Genomic DNA, 16,065 nt, shown 5'->3' with positions numbered 1-16,065 from the left:
GATGCTGATGCGGAAATTGCGTCCCGGAATTCACCTTCAGAGTAGGATGCAATTTCCGGTTGAACCTCGATTGAGGAACCCCATCCCATCCGTATTAAAAGCGGGCGGCTCGGGTGTTTGTCCGAACCGTCCGCTCCGTGCGCTATGTCAAGGCATTTAGCCCGTTACGTAATACCAGACCACGCTGTCGCCATTGGAGAGAGCGTAGTTGCTGCAAGCCGTGTTGGGCGTTACGCCGTTGACAGAGTACATCCAGCCGCTTGTACCACCGTGCTCCTTCTCGGCCAAACCGCCGATAGCGGCGACATACGTGCCGTACGATGAGCCGTGCGCATTGACGGAAAGGCCCAGGGCGCACAGGGCATCGTAGGGGGTAGCGCCCTCGTTGAAGGTGAACGTACCGCCAGAAGACACCGGGTTACCCACGGCACTCGACGTCACAGAGACCGTCACGGTAACGTAGCCAGGCTGCTGCGAGCTGCCCTGATTGCCAGCAGAAGCGTTGCCGCTGTTGGATGCAGACCCACCGCCGGCCGCCGAGCCGCCGCCCGAAGAGGAGCCGTTTGAAGAACTCGATCCACCAGCGGATTCGGATCCCTGTCCGGCAGACGCGTTGTTGGACTTCTTGCCGCCCTTGCCTTCGGACTTCTTCTCTTTCGATTCCTTGCCCGACTTCTTGTCCGAAGACTCGGAAGCGTCCTTGGAATCCGATTCATTCGAGTCCTTGGACCCGTCCATCGCATTGTCCGAAGATTTGGAGTCCTTGGGCGCAGCCTTGCCCGAAGCGGTAGTCGAGCCGGAAAGCGAAGCATCCTTGGCAACGACGCTCTCCCCTGTCACAGCCCGCGCAATCCAATCGATGGACCAGGCGCCGCTGGCAGAAGGGTGAACAAAGCCCAGCGAGACGACAATCAGCGCGATGCAGACGGCCGTCAGAGAGCCAAGTAGCGCCTTGCGCCGAGGGGCGGACGCCGCCGAAGCGGCGCCCTTTTGCTTAGCATCGTCGAGCTGAATAAACGACGAGTCGGGTTGCTTGGAGTCGGCATCCTGAGGTTTATTGGACACGGCTCTCACCTACCGGCGCTTGGTAAACACGAACACGCCAATGACCGCAAGCCCGATCACGCCGGCCGCTACGCCGACAATGGCGAGCGGGTTGAAGCCAGACTGCTGCGCCGGAGCCTCAGCGGACTTCCCGGTGGTAGTCACGGCAGCCGAGCCCGTATCGGACTTGGAGCTGGACTTGCTGGACTTCTTGTCAGACTTCTTGCTGTCCTTCTTGTCGCCCTTGCCGGAATCCTTCTTGGAATCCTTGCCGTCCTTGGTCTCGGTCGTGGTCAACGATACCGGCTTCTGCCCAGGCGAAACAGCGCCGCCACTCTGCTGGCCGTTTGTGCCGTTACCGGAGCCAGAACCAGTACCGGCATTACCCGAACCGCCATTGGAGCCGCCATTGCCGCCATTGGAGCCAGAGTCACCGTTGCCGCCAGGGGTAACGGCATTCTTGGTCCACTTGGCGTAGAGCGTCATATCGGCCGTCACGACGTCTTTGGAGAAATCCCAAGCCTGAGTACAATCGGCATCCTTATACCAGCCTGCAAAGGTATAACCGGAGCGCTCGGGGTTCGCAGGGGCAACCATGGTCTTGTTTTGTGCGGTCATAGCGCTGGGAACCGTGCTGCCACCGCGCGTATCGAAGGCCACCGTATAACCCGGAGCAGCCTTGAGAGCAAATAGCGTACCGGAATCGTTGGTGTAGTAAAGGTTGCCCTGGACATCGGCGATCACGCTTGCAGTGCAATAGTTCGCATTGGAGTCAGACGGCGTATAGATCTCCACAGCCTCGCCAGTTGACTGGTTAAAGCAGTAGACAGCGCCCGGAGTCTTGTTGCAGGTAAAGTACACGTAGACATCGCTGCCCTGCACAGATGCAATCGGAGAGGCTTTGACCTCGGCCATTTTGCCCATATCGAGAGTTTTCTCGACCTTCATGGACGCAAGGTCGACAACCGTGAACTGGCCGTTATTCGAGGAGTCGCTTCCGCCAACATAGACCTTGCCGTTTGCCACGGCAGGCGTAGAGGTCGAGGTGTTCGCAAATGCGCAAGAGCCGACAATACGAAGCATGTCGCCCTCACGAACAATCTTATAGAGCGTAGCCGGCTGACGACCGATCGCCAAAAAGACCGGGTTGCCACCCTCGGTGCCAGCAGAGACGATCGTTGCACGAACGGGATTTCCAGACAGGCTCACAGAAGATTTGACCTTGCCGGATTTACCGTCAATGAGCTTCACGCAACCGCTCTCGTCACCGATAACAAGATCGGAGCCGGAAACGGCAGCACCCGCCCAGTAATAACCCTCGCCGGTCGAGGAACCGGTCTTTGTGGTGACATCCGACCAGACGATCTTGCCCGTCGCAATATCGATGCAAACCATGGCCCCGCCCGCTGCGGTACCGGAAGCACCGGCACCCGTGACAAACTCGACGTATACACAGCCGTTCGCCACCGTCATGGTCGAATTCGCCTGATAGCGCCCGCCCGCGGCAGGAGCCTCGAGCGCAGAGGTCTTCCACACGCACTCAAGTGTCTCGGCAGAAAAGGCGTACACGGAACCATCGTCGTTTGCCGAGATAATCAGACCATCCGCGTACACAGGACGCGAGAAATAGTAAGTGGTCCCGCCCTTGGAAACGCGCGCAACAACCTTGCCCGTGTTGTCGATCTTGACGAGCTCGGAGTTCGTGGTAACGAAAACGTAGCCGCCCGCAATGATGGGGTCGCCCAGCGAAACCCACTTATCGGCAGCCGTGGCCAGATTGACCTTCCACAGCTCCGCGGCAGACTCGGTAGGCGTCGGCGTGTTCACGAGCGTTGTGCCGCCCGCATTGCCAAAGCCGTTCCAGTTTGCGGTCCAGTCCGGACGCGAAGCGAAGGGATTGACGATGAGGCCCTCGAGGGGCTTCTCGGCGTCTGCAGCATAGACCCACTGGACCTTGTCCCCCGGCTTGAGGGTAATCTGGCCCGCCATCTTTTGAGAATACTCGCCGTTGACATAGAGCTGCCAGTACCTACCGGTCGACTGGTCCCAGCCATAGGTCTTACCGTTGCGGGTGATGCTGGCAAGGTAGAACGACGCACCGGACGTATCCTGGCTGTCATAGGTGAGACCTGCGGCCTTGAGCTCCTGCTCGGTAAGATCGGCAGCGGTGGATCCATCAGACATCTTGACGTCGCTGGCAAACGCCCATACGGAGTTGCCGCCATTCTCATCCGGTCCGATGAAGCTCACCGAGGCTTTGACGGTAGCCCTACTCGCATCGTCAAGGCTTGCGCCAGAAGCGGAATAGTAGAGCACGACGCTATCGCCGGGGGCGAGGTGAACCTGGCCGGCGCCGACCTCAGATGCCTTCCCGTTAACAAACAGCTGCCAGTACTTGCGCGTCGACGCATCCCAGCCCAGCTTGCGACCATCCGCCGAAGTGATATCACTCAGATAGTAACTCGCCGTGCCCACACCGGTCGCGGTATGGGTCATGCCCTTTAGAGCGTCTTCAATCACATCGCCGGCAGTCGATCCGTAAACGACACTCTTGGCGGAATCGGCCCAAACCTCGTCGTTGCCGTCGGCGTCGATACCAACGAGCTTAAAGGCAACAGAAATCTTGGGGTCGGAATGATCGACCGTACCAACAACGCGATACGTCGCCTTAACGCTCTGGTTAATGAGGCTCTGCAGCTTAGCGTTCTCGGGATGCGCCTTCGCCAGAGATTCGTACTTGGCGTACGTCAGGTTGCTCTCGACCGTAACAAGGGTATCGGCCTTGGGGCGCGTCACCTTTAGATTTTCGTTCGAGATGACCGAGGTGTCGCTCGTGCGATACGTGCGCCAGTCGTTCCCCGGCATCGCGTCGTATCCAGGAAGGTCTGCTGCCACAACGCCGGACAGCTTGCTGTCCTTACCCTTGCGGTACTCGATGCCGCCGTCTGCCGTAGGCACCGCCTCGGCAAAGGTCGACAGATTCTCGGTAACCGCGTCAACCGAAGCGTTGGCGCCGAGCAGAGACTTTGCGTAGGCATCCTTGACCTGCTGCATAAATGCCACAGCTTGGTCAATCTCGGAATCGTCGATGGGCTTAACCTTGATGACGATGTCGCGCGTTACGGTTATGCCGTCCTTGGCAAGCGTAGCCGTAATAACTACTTCATTCGAGACGCCTTTGATATCACGGGTAACAACCACGCGGTAGCCGTTGACCTTCGCAACAGCCTCATCGTTCGATGCATAGGAGAGCTTGGCGCCGGATGGAGCGTCGATACCAGAACGACGGGGCAGCTGGATGTCGCCCTCAACGGCATTGGCATCGATTACCTTGTTGGTAGCGAAATCCTTGAGCACAATGCGGTCAAGCGCAGCTGACAGCTCGGCCTTTTCGGCATCGATCTGCTCCGGAGTTTTCGCCTTGACGGTATAGGTGACAAGATAAGCCGTCCCGTTTGACGGGGCATTATTGTAGCCAGGAACCGCCAGCGAGAGCGTAGCCGTGAGCCAAGCAATCTGGTCGGTCATACCGTGGGTATACGTAACCGTCGGATCGCCGTAGCTGGAATTCACCTTGGCAACAGAGTCATCAAGACTCATCCAGACAATAGAAGCAACCTTTATACCGTTGATGCTGATTGAGCTGGGAAGCGTTCCCTGCGTGACGCCCGCCTCAATCTCGTCGGGCAGACCCTCAGCATGAGCCCACGCCGCCTTAAGATAGGCGATGACCTTGCCGCCGTCCCATGCGAGCGTCGATGCGCGACCGGGCGTATACGACACACTCTCGGAGCCAAGCGTCAGCGTATACGTCGGCGTAAACTGGCGAAGCAGCGAGTAATCAAGCGCGGAAGTCTTATCTGCAGGAGACAGGAAGAAATAGGAAATCTTTCCATCATCCGCGATGCCGCCATCCTGCTTGGGATCGCGACCGCCATAGGTTACGCCCGCAAGCGAAACCTTGATATCCGAGTAGCCCAAGTTGGCAAGCTTCGCCGAAAGCATGGAGCAGATGTTGGTATCGGTTCCCTGGGATGGATTGGGATACCAGCCTGAATAGCCATCGGCCTTGAGCTTCGCAACCGCCTCGTCCAGCTTCTTCGCCTCATCAGACTTGAGGGCTTCGGGTTCGGCAGGAGCCTCTACGGGATACTTGAGGCTTGCCGTGAACTCGTAGTCGCCGGCGCCATCCGTAACACGGCATGCGACATACTTGCCGGCAAGATTGGAGGTCAACTTGAACTCACGAGCAGTTGCGCCTTCGATAGCGGTGTAGCCCGACGCCGTCGGAGCGGTAGACTGGCTATTGCCGACATACCACTGGTAGCCCAGCTGGTCGTACTCTGAGGAGAGAATCTCCTCGTCTTCGCCGAACTCGTCCTTGTAATAAGCTGCGACCTTAACGGTATCGCCAACCTTGGCGATACCGCTGCCATAGGCAAGCCCGTTGCCGTCAGCATCAACAATTTCAGCCGAGTTAACGGTCACATATGCCGAACATGCGGAAACGGCGACGGAGTCGGACGCATCGCCCTGCTCGGAAGCGACGGATGCCGGCGCAGCCGAACCCTCTGTATTGACAGCATCACCGGCCGTCGCGTTATCGCTGCCAGCGGCATTTTCAGCGGCATCATCGTCGGCGCCCTCGTCGGCCGCCGCGCCCTCGCCGGCCGTCGCAGTCTGCGTCACGGCCTCGGCAATACCCTCGGCGCCCTCGGCCCAAAGTTGCGCCGGCGTGGTGCCAAAAGCCATGGCAAAAGCCAGGAACGCCACCAGACCGCGCTTGGCTACGCCACGGGCAATCGCTCCATGACGACGCCACGAGGCGCGCTGGCGCTCGTCCTCAAACATATCCATTTGTCTCCTATTGTCTGAACTTGGAGCATTGCCCAGCGGCTGCCCCACGTCATCGCGCACATTGCGCTCGAGTACCCCCATCGGGGTCCCCCTTCCCTCCAGAGCCCAACGCGTACCGGCGGCATGCGCCGCGGCCGCGTGCAAGATGGGAGGCGATCCGACTTAACCTTACCGGCCCGGGCACGCCGTCCGATCTGCGACGCGACCATCCCGGACCAAGAGGAATTACGGTTACTGGTACAGCCGGGGACTTGCACCCCGATTCTCCCAAACGCGCAGGAAAACCGCGCATTCGTGCGTCTCCGCACCACCATCTAGGCCATCGATTATTACTGTCGATATGGTAGCACGCAAAAGGGCCCCGCACACAGGCAAAGCCCAAGGTAAAAGCTATGGTTTGCAATAGGAAGGACTGTCATCGGACCTTGCAAGAACAGCCCGTTTCAAAACTATGCCGGTTTACGGGGCTAATTCAGCACTTCGCAACCATATCTGCCATTTTCGAAAACCAACGACTCATCTACCTGCGGTTTTAAAAGCGCGAATTTCGGTATGCTCGAGGTTCGGCGCTCCAGCCCCGTAAACCGGCATAGTTTTGTTCGGACCAGCCCACGCCGGCGCGACGCAAGGCAAAATGATCCGTTTTCCTCCGTCCCCCAGGGGCCATTAACGCTTGCCGCCGTGACTGTTGCGCCAGATCTCGCGGCCCAGCATCAGCGCCAGCACCAGCGCACTCACGTAGCCCATAAAGCCAATGACCGGAATACCGAACACAACCGGCTCGATGCGCGCGTAGTACACCACCGACGAGCCGATAAACAGGCCGGCGATCACAATTGCCATCGACATGCGGTCGATAATTCCACCCAGCTGTCGCAGCGCCTTATCGCTGCTCATGATCTGCGTGTTCACCTTAAGCTGGCCGCGCGTGAGCATGCGCGACGCCAAGCCCAGATACTCGGCCGCCTCGAGCGAGCCTTTTGCCGCGCGATAGCTGCTCGCGGCAAGATCGTGCCCCATTTCGCGGACGCGCGCATAGGTGCTCTTCTCGTTTTTGATGTGCGTCTGGATGATCTGGATCATGTTGACGTCGGGCATATACTCGGTCAGCAGACCCTCGAGCGTCACCATGCCGCGCGCGAACATCGTCACCACGCTCGGCAGCTCAACGTCGTTTTTGCGCGCCAGGTTTAGCAGCGAGGTCAAAAACTCGCCGATATCCAGGTCCTTAAGATCGAGCCCTGCAAAGTCGGCGACGATAAAGTCCAAGTCGGACAAAAAGGCCGAATGGTCGAGCTCGGCCGAATCGCCGCGCGTCACGGCAAAGCGCATAAGCGAATCCTTGAGCTTGGGAACGTCGCCTTCGGCCACGGCGAAAATCATGTCCTTGACGATACCGCGGTCGTGACTCGACATGCGCCCGACCATGCCCAGGTCGATAAAGTAGACGATGCCGTCCTTGAGGATGATGTTTCCCGCATGCGGGTCGGCATGGAAAAAGCCGTCGTCGAGCACCTGCGTCGAGTAGTCCTCGACAATCGCGGCGCCAATCTTTTCCAAGTCATAACCCTCGGCCACCAGGCGCTCGGGATCGGCAATGGAGATGCCGTCAATGTAGTCCATGACCACGACGTGTTCGGTACAAAGGTCCAAGTAGGATTTGGGACACGAGACGCCATGCACGCTTTTGTGGAAGTCATAGAAATCGTTGAGGTTTTTGGCCTCGGCCAAAAAGTTGGTCTCCTCGCGAAACGAGGTCCACAACTCTTCGACCACACCATGCAGGTCCACAAACTGGTCGGTGTTGACGAACTTGGAAACGATGCGTACCACCGAGCGAATGATGTCGATGTCCTGAGCCATCACCTGCTGCGCGCCGGGGCGCTGCACCTTAACGGCCACGTCCTCGCCGGTCACCAGACGGGCGCGGTGCACCTGCGCGAGCGACGCGCTACCGAGCGGGTTGGGGTCAATCGCGTCGAATATCTGCCCCAGGCGTTGGCCGTATTCCTCTTCCAAACAGCGGAGCACTACCTCATACGGCACCGGCTCTACGTCGGAGCGCAGACGGCGCAGCTCGTCGCAAAACCGCTGCGGCAAAATCTCGGAGCGGTTGGCCAGAATCTGCCCCATCTTAACGAACATGGGGCCGAGCTCTTCGAGCAGACGACGCAGGCGCACCGGTGTAAGGTTGTCCCACACGCGGTACTTTTTGATCAGGCGAACGATCTGCCCAATGCGCTCACGACGACCTGCCGACGTGAGCTGGTATTCCTCGTCCGGCGCCATCGCGTCGGGCTCCTCAGGGACCATATCGACAGCGCGCGGCTTCTTGCGAGCGCCCGAGACGGCGGCCTCGACCTCATCGACAACCGCCGTCTCGTCACCCAAGGGATCTTGATTGTTGTAATCGGTGGTGGAATCTGCCATCTGCGCTGCTACTCGGCCTCTTCGGCGTCCTCTGCATCGTCGGGCTCAACAGACTCGACGGGCACCGAGGTCACGTTGTCCTCGACCGAATCGACGATGTCGCGCACATGGGCCAAAAAGGCCGTGCGCTCGGGGGCGGTCATGACGCGCACGCGGGCGAGGATGAGCTCGTCGAGCACGCGCTGGGCCGCAGTCTCGCCCTGCATGCCCAAGCGCTCGGTAAGGTCGGAGATGGTGCCGCCGGCCTGCTCGAACATGTCGGACACGCTGCGGGCGATATCGGGGGTGCCGGCATCCTTGCGCACCTGCTCGCCCTTGGCATTGAGGTCGTCGAGGACCTTCTTGCCGCCCTCGACGGCAACGGCGGCAGCGCCGAAGCCCACGTTGATGGCACCGTTAACAAGCTGATCGAATTTCATAACCATGGTTGGCTCCAATCGTGAACAACTTCATTGGCCTACTTGTACCCAAGATTGGGCAAACGACACAAAATCGTTTGGCACCGGGATAGAAATCGAGCGAGGCAAAGCCTTTGACGGCGTTTGCCTCGCTCGTTGCAAGGTTATCTTTACCTTACGTTATCGTTCATCGCGAAGGAATTCTTCATGGCGCAGCTCGTGGTGTAGAGCACCTTACCCAACAGGGCATCGGTCTCCACGCGCACAAGCTCGGCAAAGGCCTCGTTGGCGCGGGCGAGCTCGGCGGGCACCTCGGCCTCGGGCAGTACGGCTACAACGGCGTCGACGTCGTGGATCTGCTTGTGGCCCATGCCGCCGACCTTCTCCTGATAATCCTCGACCGCGCGACCGCACTCATGGAAGCGGACATCGGCCAAGGCGCCAATCAGGCGATTCGCCCAATAGAAATTCTCGGACGTCACGCGAGCCTGCGTGTCGGCATAGTACTCGGGCATGGTCTCGACATTGGCGTACAGCGGCACAAGCGCGTTAAACGAGTTAGAGCCAAACGCCATCCACTGCACGGCGCGATACGCCGGCTGGGCATAGGGGCGCAGCTGCAGCACGGCGAGCTGGCTGTTGCGGTTGATGCCGATGGGACGATAGGCGCCGCGTGTGGCGGGCGTGCCCTTGCTGCCGTAGCAGTCGTACTCCGTGCCCTGGTAGTGGCTCGAGAGCACGTACTTGATGTCCTCGAGGGTCACCTTGCGCTCGGGCACGCGACTCCAGGGAATGTCGTCGCTCTCGGGCGTGTAGTCGGCGTCGGGACCGTCCCACACATCGCTGGGGTTGAGGCAGCGCTGCATGTACCAGGCGCGCGGTGTGTTGTAGACGTGGTCGCTGTCGCTGTGCGAGCCAAAGGCCTCGCGCGGGTTAAAGACCGCGGCGGGACCGTCGCCCTTAACGCCCAGCGTCAGGTCCAGATGCCACTCGGCCATCCAGGTGCGTAGGTCGGCCGAGCACATGTGGTCGACCTGCGCGCCCTCGGCGTCGTCCAAGTCAAAGCTGTCGATACCCAGCTGGTTGGGCATGGTCACATAGGCGTCGTCGGGTACGCGCTTGGCGATCCAGTGGTGGCCGCCGATGGTCTCGAGCCACCAGATCTCGTCAACGTCACTAAAAGCGATGCCGTTGTTCTCGTAGGTGCCGTAGCGCTCGAGCAGGTCGCCCAGAATGCGCACGCCGTCGCGGGCGGATTTGGCGTATGGCAGCACCAGGGTCACCATGTCCTCCTCGCCCAAACCGCCGGGCTGCGCCGGCACATAGCCGTCCTCGCCCTCGTTACCCTTGGCGGGCACGCAGTCCACGAGCGGATCGGCGCCGCGGACGCGCTCGTTGGTGGTGAGCGTCTCGGTTGCGGACATGCCAACATTGAGCTCGTTGAAACCGGCCTCGGCCCAAATGCCATGACCCGGGACAACGTCGGGGACGCTTGTGTAACGCATGGGATTGTCGGGCAGCTCAACGGTCAGGTGGCTCAGGACACTCGTGTAGACACGCGGCTGCTCGTCGGGATGCACTACGCGCATGCGCTTGGGCTCAAATACCCCATTGGGCGAGTCCTCGTTGCGGGCAACCAGCGTCGACCCGTCATAGCTCGCGTTCTTACCGACCAAAATCGTTGTGCACGGCATGCGCATCCTCCTTGAGCGAAAAAATCAAACGGCAACAGTGTATCGCTTCGGTGCAAAAAGGGCGAAACCACGGCCTCGGCAGCCCCCGTGGTCAAAAGCCTATTTCGATGTGCGCTCGGCCGCTTCGATCACGTGTTTGGCGAGAATCGCGGTGGTCACAGCCCCCACGCCGCCCGGCACGGGTGTGATGGCGCCAACGATCGGCTCCGCAGCATCAAAATCGACGTCCCCGACCAGCTTGCCAGCGGCCTCGTCCCAGTTAATGCCCACATCGATGATCGTCTGGCCCTCGCGAACCGCATCCGCGCCAATCGTGCGCGCGCGTCCAACGGCCGCAACCACTACATCAGCCGCACGACACTCGGCAGCAAGGTCGCGCGTGTGCGTATGGCACGTCGTCACCGTGGCATTGCGAGCCGTAAACATGGCGGCAACGGGACGGCCAATCACCAGAGACCGACCGACGACCGCGACTTTGGCCCCATCCAGCTCAAAGCCGTAATGGTCCAGCAACGCCAACACGGCCTCGGCCGTGCAAGGAGCAAAGCCCTCGCCTCGCCCCGAAAGCGTGGTAAGCAGCGAAGCCGGCGTCATGGAGTCGACATCCTTGGCGGGATCGAGTGCCGCGGCAACCGCATCCTCGTCAAGCCCAGCGGGCAGCGGGCGAAACACTAGGCACCCATGAACGGCGGGGTCGGCATTGATGTCCTTAATAGCCGCCAGCAGCTCATCCTGCGAAGCATCGGCGGGAAGCAAAACGCGGCGAGCCTCAATGCCAGCCTTCTCACAGCGCTTGAGGGCGCCGCGCTCGTACGATAGATCGTCCTCGCGCTCGCCCACACGAACGATGGCCAGCGTCGGCACAACGCCGCGTTCGCGCAGGACGGCGCAGCGAGCAGCGAGTTCCTCGGTCAAGGCACGGGCAACGGGAGCGCCTTTGAGCAGCTCTGCCATGGCTATCCCCTCTTCCTAGCGGCGTCGGCGGCGCGGCGCGCCAGCGCATCGGCGCGCGGCAGCCACGTATCCAACAGATCATCGCACGCCGCCTCGAGTTCCTCGGCGCGCGCCCGGTCTTTCATAGATGTGGTGTTGGCAAAGAGCGTCAGGCTCGCACCCTGCATGGCGGCGCGGCAGAACACGGCGCCGCAGGCAACGTCGGACAGCAGCTGGCGCGACCCCTTGTCCGCCATGTCCTCGAGCAGCGCCAGCGCGCGCCCGCAGGCATCCATAATGCGATACGGTGGCATAGCCGCCACGTGCAGCGCATCCTGAATCGCAGCCGGTCGAGCCGGATCGTCACGCGGAATACCGTACGCCGCGGACACCTGCCCGTAGGCACGAACGTCCTCGGCGACCAGGTCCACAAGTTCCTGCGCCAACTCATCCGCCCGGGCAAACGCGTGCGCCAAATCGTCCGCTCGATCGGCAAGCGCAGGGTTCGTCGCCCCGTAGCGCGCGACCATCCCGCAAAGCGAGGCGCCCAGCGCGCCCACAAAGGCGCTCGCGCTACCGCCGCCGGGAACCGGCTCGCGCGCGGCAAGTGCCTCGGCAAATCCGCGACAGGTTTTATCCATCATCTCTTGGCTCATACGCACGCACCTTCAAGTCATATAGATCGGTCGGGCGGCAACCGCCGGCCAACTGTATCGATCAAGTAATGGTGCTAAGTCTAGCCCATAAGCACATGAGCGTCAGCGAACCTGGCCATCGCGGATTTCTATGACACACGATAGGCGTCGGCACCGCAAGCATGGGACACATGGCCCACCCGCGCGAGCCGCCCGCGCGTACAGTAAAGGCAGATAATCCATGCACGGTTACAGATGAGGAGACACGATCATGAAAAACTTTCTTATGCCGGTAGCCGACGAACGCGAGGATGCCGGAACCAGCCCCTTGCGGCGTAGTTCTTATTTAAGCCGTCCAAGTTTTGGGGTGCAGTTCACACGTCCGCCCGCCGATTTATTGCGCCGCGCAGACAATTAAACCGGCTTCTTTAAACGTCTGGGCAGTATAGTGACCACAACGAGCGCGCAGCCGCACCCTGCGAATGGAGGATTTATGACCGAACATCACGCCATCAGTCGCCGAGCGTTTACGCTGGGCCTTGGACTTGCAGCGTTGTCGCCTCTGGCAAGCCTGCCCGAAACCGCCATGCTGGGCATTAGTCCGCGGACAGCCTTTGCGGACGGCACGGCCGATCCAGCGGCCAGCCTCGACAAGTTCGTCATTCGCCTTCGCCCCGCGGGCTATTTTCGCACCGCGAGCGTCAACGAAGACGGCAACGTCATCGGCAACGTCTGCCACCTATTTAATGACGGCACGTCCAGCAAGCTCATCCTTGAGCACGTAGCGACCGATACAGATAATACAAAATGGTATGCCATCCGCACCCTGCTCAATTTCGAAGAGCACAAGAAGACGGGCTACAGCATTTGGTCGGTCGATGGCGACTCGGACGAAGATGGAAAGGTCATCCACGTATGGAGTGGCGAGCATGACGACAAGCCCAGCCGCTCTTTTGCGTTCGACCGCCAGCAAGACGGAACCTACATCATCCGAGACCGCACAAACGAGGACAAAGACTTTAATTACCTGGCCATAGAAAAGGACGGCAAAGACCAAGACGACAACAAGATCTGCCACAAGAGGACGAGCATTCCGTGGGAACTCGAACTTGTCGGTTACGACATGGGCGAGACCAATGCCACAGTTAGCAGCATCGACTGGACCACGTATAGCAGCTACATCGACGGACCATGTTGGATGAGCCACGTCGACGACAACAAGTACCTCGACGAGCTGAGCATCCCGGGAACTCACGATTCGAGTACCTGCAGCGTCGACAACGACACCGAGCCCCAAACCTCGCTTGTAAAGTGCCAGCAGGATTACATACCCACGCAGTTGCTCGAAGGCATTCGCTATTTTGATATCCGACTTGGAGGGAACAACGAGCACGACGACCCCGGAATCGTCCATGGAAGAGGCTACCTGTTCAAAAAAGACGGGCACTATATGCAGCTCTCCGATGTCATCGGTTACTTCAAAACATTTTTGAACGAACACTCGTCAGAAGCGCTCATCATGCTTGTGTCACGAGGCAACAACGAAGCCACCGACGAAAGTGCTACGACGGCTTTCGCCAAGGTTATGGACGATAATCCCAATCTGTTCTACACGTCGAGCCACGTTCCCACACTGGGCGAGGCGCGCGGAAAGATCGTCCTGCTGCGTCGATTTGGACTCGCCGGCAGCAGCGCAAACGGCCGCACGTGGGGTCTCGACCTCACCGAATGGGACGACAAAATCGCAGCACACTCAGACAGCTCCTCTATGTGTCTCGTCAAAGACGCGCAAGGCTTTGAGGCTACGGGCAATGCGGGCAACATAGAGCCCTATTGCACAAAGGTATATGCCCAAGACCATTACAGCTGCACGGGATCCAGTAAGATAGCATGGGTCGATAGCGCCCTGAAGGCAGCGTCCGAACTCAAGCGCAACACCGTAGATATCACTGCCGCGGATGAAACAACGATGCAGGCAACGGAGCGCTGCTGGTCTATCAACTACACCAGCTGCACGCAAAACAACCCTTTTACCGCAGCGCGAGTGGTCAACGAGCATCTGTACAAGAGCCCGTACATCAATCCCGACGGCACCGAGGAAACAGAGCCAGATTACCTCAAGCACATTGGCATCATCGCATCCGACTTTGTTGATGCGGCGCTGGCCCGGAGCATCTATCAGCGCAATTACAATACGGAGCACAAGCAGACGGCTTCGTACCACCTCCCGACCCGCATGCGCATGACGTACGGCGACTCGCCGAGCGATGCCTCGCTCCAGGATGGCAAGACCGTTGGCAAGGGCTATTTCCGCCTCGTCGACAGCAGCAACGTACTCAACGTGGCGGCTTCGGGCCATGTGTTTGAAATCGTATATGTGGATGTCGACGCCTTGGGCAACGAGACCGTTACGGCGCTGCGGGGCTCCGTGCCCATCGATATCGATCCGCGCGCGTTGACACCCCATTTTAAGGGGCTCGAGGGCCTTAAGGCCGGCGAGGACGTGCGCGCCAAGATTACGGCGTCACTCGAGGGCAAGCTCGAAAACGATGCCTGCACCGCCCAACTCGAGTTTATGCACGATGCAAACGGCGCTCCGGGAACGGCGATGGCCGAGGGTGAGGCATTTGCCGCGGGAACGTACTGGGTGCGTGCGAAAAAAGACCTGTTGGGCGACGCGGCGCAGAACTACACGCTCGCCAGCGACGGAGCCGCAAGCTTTACCGTAGCGGCCTCGGACAGTGCAGGCGGCGCCGGCGCCAACGCGGGCAGCGCGAACAAGAACGGTAAGGGCAACAAGGGCAAGGGCTCGGGCGGAAAGCTCGCCGACACGGGCGACGGCTCTGGCATTGCCGCCGGGCTCGCTGCCGCCGCCATAGCTACAACGGTCGCCGGCGCAGCAATGCTTGTCAACGACCGCGAAGACAGCGAAGGCGCTAGCGAATAGGCAAGCCGACCGTTTGGACACATCGACTCAATCGGGGGCGCAGGATACCGTTCTGCGCCCCCGATTTTTACCGTGGCCCGAACGCCGCCATATGCTACATCACCATGTTCAGCGCGTTCACAAATTCCTGGGCCTGGGAGCGGCTGCTCAGGCTAAAGACACAAGCAGTCAACAGCCTGTTACGTAGGAAAACATCGCGGCCTTTGATTCTATTGACGCCCGTAATGTCCTTAAGATAGACAATCTCGGTGTGCTTGCCGCCGAAAGTGCCCTTCTTGAGCACCTCAATACGGTTGGGGTAGATCTTAACGTCTTTAAACCTACCCGAACCTTTGTCCTGGAACAGCAAAGTGTTGTTATCCATGCGTGTCGCTCCCGCGGGGTTCGCTAAAACTGCCTCTATGGCCACATTTTAGTCACCGCAAACCCTTTTCGCGGTCGTGCGCGGAGCACCAAAATCGTGTCCGCACGAGGCTTCAAACTAGAATCAATAAAGGTGTTTGATGCGCTTGGTGAGCTCTTAGGATGTTCCTCAAATCGCCGGCATCGGAGGAGGTCTTACATGGTTTACGTATGGGAATCCGAGTTCTTTGATTCGGACGGCATGGTCGATGCCGTGCCATGTGGCTCGCTGGGCGGAAGCGGAACGTTCGGATCCGGCCTAAACGACGCTGTCGAAAGCGCCGCTGATTTTCTCGCATGCATGGTCGATGACCACCTAATGGGCGGCGTCGACCTGCCTGCGCCGGACTTTGGCCACGAGCCGCAGCACGGTGGCAAGATTATTGCCGTGGCCGTCAGTCGCGAACTCGGCGACATCCCCACCGTCACCGCAGCGGATGCCGCTCGTATGCTCGGTGTTAGCTCAGCACGGGTATCGCAACTGATAAATGCAGGACTGTTGGATTCATGGAAGGATGGCACCAAGCGCATGGTGTCCAAAGCTTCCATCGAGGCACGACTCGCCGATGCACCAAAGGCAGGACGCCCAAAAGAAATGCCTGTTGCCGTGTAAAGAGACGTCTATGCATACCATTTTGACATATTGACCATTGTGTTCTCTCGATTCGCGACGCACTGCATCGCGAATCGAGCTGGACATATTGCCGCTGATCGCCGCGCATCTC

Annotated in this window: 10 protein-coding genes; 2 read left to right on the top strand and 8 right to left on the bottom strand. The window is 59.7% G+C overall.

Annotation, left to right across the window (positions count from 1 at the left end):
• Positions 1 to 156: 156 nt before the first annotated feature.
• From ACQRC0_RS02510 to ACQRC0_RS02480, 7 genes are all read right to left on the bottom strand, one after another.
• Positions 157 to 1,065, bottom strand: a complete 909-nt coding sequence (locus ACQRC0_RS02510) for a DUF4430 domain-containing protein (protein WP_427727518.1) — start codon at positions 1,063 to 1,065, stop codon at positions 157 to 159.
• Positions 1,066 to 1,074: 9 nt separating this feature from the next.
• On the bottom strand, positions 1,075 to 5,901 hold the full coding sequence (locus ACQRC0_RS02505) for a DUF4430 domain-containing protein (RefSeq protein ID WP_427727517.1): 4,827 nt from the start codon (positions 5,899 to 5,901) through the stop codon (positions 1,075 to 1,077).
• Between the two features lie 666 nt (positions 5,902 to 6,567).
• A complete protein-coding gene (locus ACQRC0_RS02500) occupies positions 6,568 to 8,331 on the bottom strand; it encodes an ABC1 kinase family protein (RefSeq protein ID WP_427727514.1) in 1,764 nt (587 codons plus the stop codon).
• An 8-nt stretch (positions 8,332 to 8,339) separates the two neighbouring features.
• Entirely contained in the window at positions 8,340 to 8,750 is a 411-nt protein-coding gene (locus ACQRC0_RS02495) for a hypothetical protein (protein WP_229770640.1), read from the bottom strand.
• A 149-nt stretch (positions 8,751 to 8,899) separates the two neighbouring features.
• Positions 8,900 to 10,423, bottom strand: a complete 1,524-nt coding sequence (locus tag ACQRC0_RS02490; protein ID WP_427727511.1) for a C69 family dipeptidase — start codon at positions 10,421 to 10,423, stop codon at positions 8,900 to 8,902.
• A 99-nt stretch (positions 10,424 to 10,522) separates the two neighbouring features.
• On the bottom strand, positions 10,523 to 11,377 hold the full coding sequence (locus ACQRC0_RS02485; protein WP_427727508.1) for a bifunctional 5,10-methylenetetrahydrofolate dehydrogenase/5,10-methenyltetrahydrofolate cyclohydrolase: 855 nt from the start codon (positions 11,375 to 11,377) through the stop codon (positions 10,523 to 10,525).
• 2 nt (positions 11,378 to 11,379) lie between these two features.
• The gene (locus ACQRC0_RS02480) at positions 11,380 to 12,012 is read right to left on the bottom strand and encodes a cyclodeaminase/cyclohydrolase family protein (protein ID WP_427727505.1); all 633 of its coding nucleotides are present in this window, start codon (positions 12,010 to 12,012) and stop codon (positions 11,380 to 11,382) included.
• Positions 12,013 to 12,484: 472 nt separating this feature from the next.
• Between ACQRC0_RS02480 and ACQRC0_RS02475 the strand changes: the two genes are divergently transcribed.
• On the top strand, positions 12,485 to 14,938 hold the full coding sequence (locus ACQRC0_RS02475; RefSeq protein ID WP_427727503.1) for a phosphatidylinositol-specific phospholipase C: 2,454 nt from the start codon (positions 12,485 to 12,487) through the stop codon (positions 14,936 to 14,938).
• Positions 14,939 to 15,032: 94 nt separating this feature from the next.
• On the opposite strand, the gene ACQRC0_RS02470 is transcribed toward ACQRC0_RS02475, so the two are convergent.
• Positions 15,033 to 15,302, bottom strand: coding sequence for a hypothetical protein (locus tag ACQRC0_RS02470; RefSeq protein ID WP_373116800.1), 270 nt, complete (start codon positions 15,300 to 15,302; stop codon positions 15,033 to 15,035).
• Between the two features lie 198 nt (positions 15,303 to 15,500).
• Between ACQRC0_RS02470 and ACQRC0_RS02465 the strand changes: the two genes are divergently transcribed.
• Entirely contained in the window at positions 15,501 to 15,953 is a 453-nt protein-coding gene (locus ACQRC0_RS02465; protein ID WP_427727500.1) for a helix-turn-helix domain-containing protein, read from the top strand.
• Positions 15,954 to 16,065: the final 112 nt, after the last annotated feature.

Source organism: Collinsella sp. SGI.033 (genome assembly GCF_050315135.1).
In the GTDB taxonomy this organism is placed as follows: Bacteria; Actinomycetota; Coriobacteriia; order Coriobacteriales; family Coriobacteriaceae; genus Collinsella.
Note: the sequence above shows the minus strand (reverse complement) of the source record. Positions and strands in the feature narration are given on the sequence as shown.

Excerpts from the sequence above, each read along its gene's own strand:
- ACQRC0_RS02480 (WP_427727505.1), bottom strand. The coding sequence starts at position 12,012 with ATGAGCCAAGAGATGATGGATAAAACCTGTCGCGGATTTGCCGAGGCA.
- ACQRC0_RS02500 (WP_427727514.1), bottom strand. The coding sequence starts at position 8,331 with ATGGCAGATTCCACCACCGATTACAACAATCAAGATCCCTTGGGTGAC.
- ACQRC0_RS02470 (WP_373116800.1), bottom strand. The coding sequence starts at position 15,302 with ATGGATAACAACACTTTGCTGTTCCAGGACAAAGGTTCGGGTAGGTTT.
- ACQRC0_RS02485 (WP_427727508.1), bottom strand. The coding sequence starts at position 11,377 with ATGGCAGAGCTGCTCAAAGGCGCTCCCGTTGCCCGTGCCTTGACCGAG.
- ACQRC0_RS02490 (WP_427727511.1), bottom strand. The coding sequence starts at position 10,423 with ATGCCGTGCACAACGATTTTGGTCGGTAAGAACGCGAGCTATGACGGG.
- ACQRC0_RS02495 (WP_229770640.1), bottom strand. The coding sequence starts at position 8,750 with ATGAAATTCGATCAGCTTGTTAACGGTGCCATCAACGTGGGCTTCGGC.
- ACQRC0_RS02475 (WP_427727503.1), top strand. The coding sequence starts at position 12,485 with ATGACCGAACATCACGCCATCAGTCGCCGAGCGTTTACGCTGGGCCTT.
- ACQRC0_RS02505 (WP_427727517.1), bottom strand. The coding sequence starts at position 5,901 with ATGGATATGTTTGAGGACGAGCGCCAGCGCGCCTCGTGGCGTCGTCAT.
- ACQRC0_RS02465 (WP_427727500.1), top strand. The coding sequence starts at position 15,501 with ATGGTTTACGTATGGGAATCCGAGTTCTTTGATTCGGACGGCATGGTC.